The sequence below is a fragment of the Nocardiopsis sp. TNDT3 genome, assembly GCF_003427465.1.
Lineage (GTDB): Bacteria > Actinomycetota > Actinomycetes > Streptosporangiales > Streptosporangiaceae > Nocardiopsis > Nocardiopsis dassonvillei.
Window position 1 is genome coordinate 1 of the sequence record NZ_QPFC01001294.1, and the last position, 5,507, is coordinate 5,507.

4 protein-coding genes and 1 pseudogene are annotated in these 5,507 nt (G+C 69.8%); 4 read left to right on the top strand and 1 reads right to left on the bottom strand.

The annotated features are described in order from the left end of the window. A pseudogene (locus tag DQW06_RS27010) lies at window positions 1-361 on the bottom strand (hypothetical protein); the annotation flags it as partial. A gap of 649 nt (window positions 362-1,010) precedes the next feature. Between DQW06_RS27010 and DQW06_RS27015 the strand changes: the two are divergent. The 4 genes from DQW06_RS27015 to DQW06_RS27030 form a co-directional block, all read left to right on the top strand. After that, entirely contained in the window at window positions 1,011-1,664 is a 654-nt protein-coding gene (locus tag DQW06_RS27015) for an LmbU family transcriptional regulator (protein WP_013155703.1), read from the top strand. A gap of 194 nt (window positions 1,665-1,858) precedes the next feature. Beyond that, complete coding sequence (locus tag DQW06_RS27020) at window positions 1,859-2,971, top strand: DegT/DnrJ/EryC1/StrS aminotransferase family protein (protein ID WP_117199549.1); 1,113 nt, start codon at window positions 1,859-1,861, stop codon at window positions 2,969-2,971. Continuing rightward, window positions 2,968-4,344, top strand: a complete 1,377-nt coding sequence (locus DQW06_RS27025) for an NDP-hexose 2,3-dehydratase family protein (protein ID WP_117199550.1) — start codon at window positions 2,968-2,970, stop codon at window positions 4,342-4,344. Before DQW06_RS27020 ends, DQW06_RS27025 begins: the two co-directional genes overlap by 4 nt. A gap of 46 nt (window positions 4,345-4,390) precedes the next feature. After that, window positions 4,391-5,507 (top strand): activator-dependent family glycosyltransferase (locus DQW06_RS27030; RefSeq protein ID WP_117199551.1); only part of this gene is annotated, 1,117 nt, incomplete at its 3' end.

Here is a 5,507-nt window from a genome sequence, read left to right on the forward strand (position 1 = left end):
AGAAGGCGACCAGGTCCTCCAGCATCGGGTCGTTGACGACCTTCCACCACAGCGGCACCAGCACGTCGCGGTAGGCGGCCCGCAGCTCCTCCCCGGAGGGGACCTCCGGAGCCGCCACGCGCATCATGTCGAAGTCGGGGCGCATGTCCCGCGCCATGCGCCCGACCCAGGCGATCACCTGGGGGAGCACGTGGTCCGACCCCGCGGCGACGAACGGCAGCCCGGTCGCGGCCACCGTCGGCGCGAGTTCGGGCTGGCTGGCGACGCGCACCTCGTGCCCGGCGGCGCGCAGCGCCCATGCCAGGGGGGTCATCCCGATGAAGTGGGTCTTCTCGGAGAACGTTGCGAACAAGATACGCACCGGAGATCCTCACGATCTGTCAGAAATGCTAGGGCGAGGGTTTCGAAGGAATTAGTAAAACCTTTTCTCACATGACCTTCCTCCTTGCGTCCGGGCTCCGTCGCCGAGAGTGAGCACCGGTCGGGCCGCGTGTCGTCGAGTCGGGGCCCGCGGTTTGGCGTCCCACCTGCGCGACTTACCGTGTGCGCCGCCTAGCGCAAAGTGCTTAATAATCAGGGGGTTGCCTGTACGCTCAGCTATCTCATACGCTGCTTTACGAACGGCGTTGACCGATACCGGCCATGTTGACGGACTGGTTATCGCCGGTTATCCACGACCGGTTTCGCTGCGGCATCGGCCAGGGAGGGTCTTCAGGCTCCAGTTGATTTCTTGACCTCTTTAAACCAGTTTGAAGACTGTGTCCGTTCTGTGCTCACCGCATATCTGCGCTGAGGGGTTGAGGATCGACTTCCGTCGACCGTTCCCCTTTTCACGTGTGCTCCCATGAACCCGGCGTCGACGTGTGCCCGGACCCTTGTCCGCACAACCCGCGAACATGCGCAGTGAGCCCTCTTACCGATATCAGACCACCTTGTCTTACAAGACGACTGATCCTGGCCCGAGCGCTGAGTTCTCTTGCCCTCTCAGGAAGGTCGATAAGGGGACCCACATGGAAGCAGTGATGAATCCGGACAGCCACGCCAGCCCCCAGGCGAAGGTCCCCGAAGCCAGACGGAGCCGGTCCGCCGCGGACTCGGGCGGCCGACGGGGCGCCTCGGGCAACCCCACCCGCAGAACGAGCCTCCACCTGCCCGACGGCATGGCCATGGTCGACTGGGAGCGCTGGGGACAGCACATCTTCGTCATCTCCGACGCGTCCGCCTGGTGGCTCGGGGACTGGCTCATCTACGGCCAGGAGAACTACCCCCAGCGGTACAAGCGCGCGATCGAGAAGACCTCCCTCGACTACCAGACCCTGCGCAACTACGCCTGGGTCGCCAGGAAGTTCGTCCCCGCCCGGCGCCGCGAGAAGCTGAGCTTCCAGCACCACGCCGAGGTGTGCGGCCTCCCGGAGGAGGAGCAGGAACGCTGGTTGGCCGAGGCCGAGGCGGGCCGCTGGTCCCGCAACGAGCTCCGCCGCCGCATCCGCCTCAAGGCCCGGGGAGTGGACCCCGCACGGGAGACCATATACGTTCAGGTCGCCATTAACCCGGAGCGGAAGAGGCAATGGCAGGAAGCCGCCGAGAGTTCTGGTATGAGTTTCCCGGAGTGGGCTTCCAAGGCCTTGGACATGGCTGCCAAGAAAATGATTGAGGTCGGCTGAGCCGAGACCCCGGGTCCGTTACGGCCCCGCCGTTTATTTTGACTCCCCCCGTGGGAAAACCCCCGCCGACGATTCTTCTGGTGTGCCGGAAACCGGTACGGAGCCGGGTGGTCGCCGCGCGGGGGCCACCCTTGCTGACACGATCCAGGCGCCCGGTTCTCCCGGCCGCGGGCGACCTGAAAACGGAGGAACACATGACGACCTATGTCTGGGGCTACCTGGAGGAGTACGAGAAGGAAAGGGAGGACATCCTCGACGCCGTGGACAAGGTGTTCAAGTCGGGGAAGCTGATCTGGGGCCCCTCCCTGGTGGCCTTCGAGGAGGAGTTCGCCCAGTACCACGGCGTGGCGCACTGCGCGGGCGTCGACAACGGCACCAACGCCATCGTGCTCGCCCTGCGCGCCCTGGGCGTCGGTGAGGGCGACGAGGTCATCACCGTGTCGAACACGGCCGCGCCCACGGTCCTGGCCATCGACCTGGTGGGGGCGCGCCCGGTCTTCGTCGACATCGACCCGGACACCTACCTCATGCGTGTGGACCAGGTCGCGGCGGCGATCACCGAGCGCACGCGCTGCATCCTGCCGGTCCACCTGTACGGGCAGTGCGTGGACATGGCCCCGCTGGAGGCGCTGGCCGCCGAGCACGGCCTGGTCGTCCTGGAGGACTGCGCCCAGGCGCACGGAGCCACCCACCACGGGCGCGTGGCGGGCTCCATGGGCCACGCCGCCGCCTTCTCCTTCTACCCGACGAAGATCCTCGGCGCCTACGGCCACGCGGGCGCGACGATCACCAACGACCCGGAGGTCGACGCCTCCCTCCGGCGCCTGCGCTACTACGGCATGGACCAGGAGCGCTACTACGTCGTCACGCCGAACGGGCAGAACAGCAGGCTCGACGAGGTCCACGCGGAGATCCTGCGCCGCAAGCTCGGCCGCCTGGACGAGTACATCGAGGGCCGCAGGGCGGTGGCCCGCGCCTACGACGAGGCGCTCGCCGACACGGACCTGGTCCTGCCCGCGACGGCGCCCGGTAACGAGCACGCCTACTACCTCTACGTGGTCCGCCACCCCGAGCGGGACCGGATCATCGAGGAGATGAAGGCCCACGACGTCGCGCTCAACGTCAGCTACCCGTGGCCCGTCCACACGATGTCCGGCTTCGCCCACCTGGGCTACGAGACCGGGAGTCTGCCGGTGACCGAGAAGCTGGCCCACGAGATCTTCTCGCTGCCGATGTACCCCTCGCTGCCCCGGCAGGAGCAGGACCGGATCATCGAGGCCCTGACCAAGACCCTGGCCAGGCTGTGACCGGTTCCGGGGACGGAGCCCGGTTCGCGCTCTCGGCGTCGGACCGGGCGGTACCGCTGGTGTCCGACGCCGAGTTCGCCCGGTGGTGGGAGAGCAGGCCCCGGCACGAACTGCTCTCCGTCGAGCGGGTCGGCTTCGACCACACGCGCAGCTGGTCCTTCTCCGCCGGGACCGGGGACCTCGTCCACGAGAGCGGCGGCTTCTTCTCCGTCCGGGGGCTGCGCGTGGCCTCCGGCGGTGCGGTGGTGCACCAGCCGGTCATCGACCAGCCGGAGATCGGCATCCTGGGCATCCTGGTCAAGGAGTTCGACGGGGTGCCCCACTTCCTGATGCAGGCCAAGTTCGAGCCCGGCAACGTCAACCTCCGCCAGATCTCGCCCACCGTGCAGGCCACGCGCAGCAACTACACGGGGGTCCACGGAGGCCGGGCCACCCCCTACGTGGAGTACTTCCGCGCTCCGCGCCGCGGCCGGGTCCTGGTGGACGTGCTCCAGTCCGAGCAGGGCGAGTGGTTCTGGCGCAAGCACAACCGCAACATCGTCGTCGAGGTGGGCCCCGACGAGGACGTCCCCGAGCACGAGGACTACCGGTGGTTCACGCTCCGGCAGATCCACGGGATGCTGCGCCGGGACAACCTCGTCAACATGGACGCCCGCACGGTGCTGTCCTGTCTGCCGGTGACCCGGGGAGAGGGGCCGGAGCCCGCGGACCCCTTCGAGCGGGCGCTCGCGCGCTCCTACGGGGACGGCTCGCTGCATCCGATGACCGGTGTGGTCAGCTGGTTCACCGAGGCCAAGACGGTCGTGGACTGGCGCTCCGAGCTGCTGCCGCTGCCCCGGGCCGAGGGGTGGCGCAGGACCGGGGACGAGATCTCCGGCGGCCCCGGGTTCCGGATCATCATGGTCTCGGTCTCGGCGCGCATCCGCGAGGTCGCGTCCTGGACGCAGCCGCTGCTCGCCCCCGAGAGGCACGGGTTCGCCGCCTTCCTGGTGCGCGAGATCGGCGGCGTGCTCCACGTCCTGGTCCGGGCACGCGCCGAACCGGGGACCCTCGACCGCGTCGAGATCACCCCGACGGTGCAGTACTCGGCCTCGGCGGAGGCGCTGGGCCGCCCGGAGCCCTTCGCCGCCCAGGCGGAGTCGCCGCCGGACCACCGCGTGCGCTACGACGCCCTGCTCTCGGAGGAGGGCGGGCGCTTCCACCACGCCCAGACCAGGTACCGGATCGTCGAAGCCGATCCGGACCTGCCCGCGGAGGTCCCCCCGGACTTCCTCTGGGTCACCGTCGCCCAGCTCATGGAGCTGGTCCGGCACGGCCACTACCTCAACATCGAGGCGAGGACCCTCCTCGTCTGCCTGCACACCCTGGGCTGAGGGCGGGGCGCGCCCCGCCCGGCCCGACCGGGAGGAAGTACCGCACATGCGCGTGCTCGTCGTCAGCCAGGCGGAGAAGACCCATCTGCTGGGCCTCATCCCGCAGGCGTGGGCTCTGCGCGCCGCCGGGCACGAGGTGCGGGTGGCCAGCCAGCCCGCGCTGGTCCCCGTCGCGGCGCGCACCGGGCTGCCCGCCGTCCAGGTGGGCCGGGACCACCTCTTCCACCAGCTGCTGACCACGTTGAAGGGCCTGGGCTTCGGCGACAGCCGGGGCTTCGACATGACCAGGAGCGATCCGGAGGCGCTGGGCTGGGACTACCTGCTCGACGGCTACCGCGAGTTCGTCCGGCTGTGGTGGCATCCGGTCAACACGCCCATGCTGGACGACCTCACCGACCTGTGCCGCTCGTGGCGCCCCGACCTGGTCCTGTGGGAGCCGACCACCTTCGCCGCGCCGGTGGCGGCCCGGGCCTCGGGCGCGGCGCACGTCCGGGTCCTGTGGGGGCTGGACGTGTTCTCCCGCACCCGCCGCCGGTTCCTGGAGCGCGCCGCCGCGCTGCCCGCCGCCGACCGCGAGGACCCCCTCGCCGACTGGCTGGAGCGCAGCGCCCGGCGCGTGGGCGCCGACTTCTCCGAGGACCTGGTCCGGGGCCAGGCCACCCTGGACCCCTATCCGCCGGGTGTGCGCCTGGACCCCGAGGAGGGCGTGCGCCACATCCCCCTGCGCTACGTGCCCTACAACGGGACCGCGGTGGTGCCCGACTGGCTGCGCTCCCCGGGCGGGCGCAGGCGGGTCTGCCTGACCCTCGGCTCGGCCGTGCCGGAGAAGTTCGACGACCGCTACCGGCTGCCCCTCGCGGAGCTGCTGGAGTCGGTCGCCGGACTGGACGTGGAGGTCGTCGCCACCCTGTCCGCCGAGCAGAGCGCGCGGGCCGGAACCCTGCCGGACAACGTCCGGGTGGTGGAGCACGTGCCGTTGCACGCGCTCATGCCCCACTGCGACGCGGTGGTCCACCACGGGGGAGCCGGGACCTTCTGCACCGCGGTGTTCCACGGTGTCCCGCAGCTCGTCCTCCCCGAGTTCTCCATGGCCCAGTACGTCTTCGACGAACCGCTGCTCGCCGAGCGGATCACCGGGTTGGGGGCGGGCCTCGCGCTGGCGG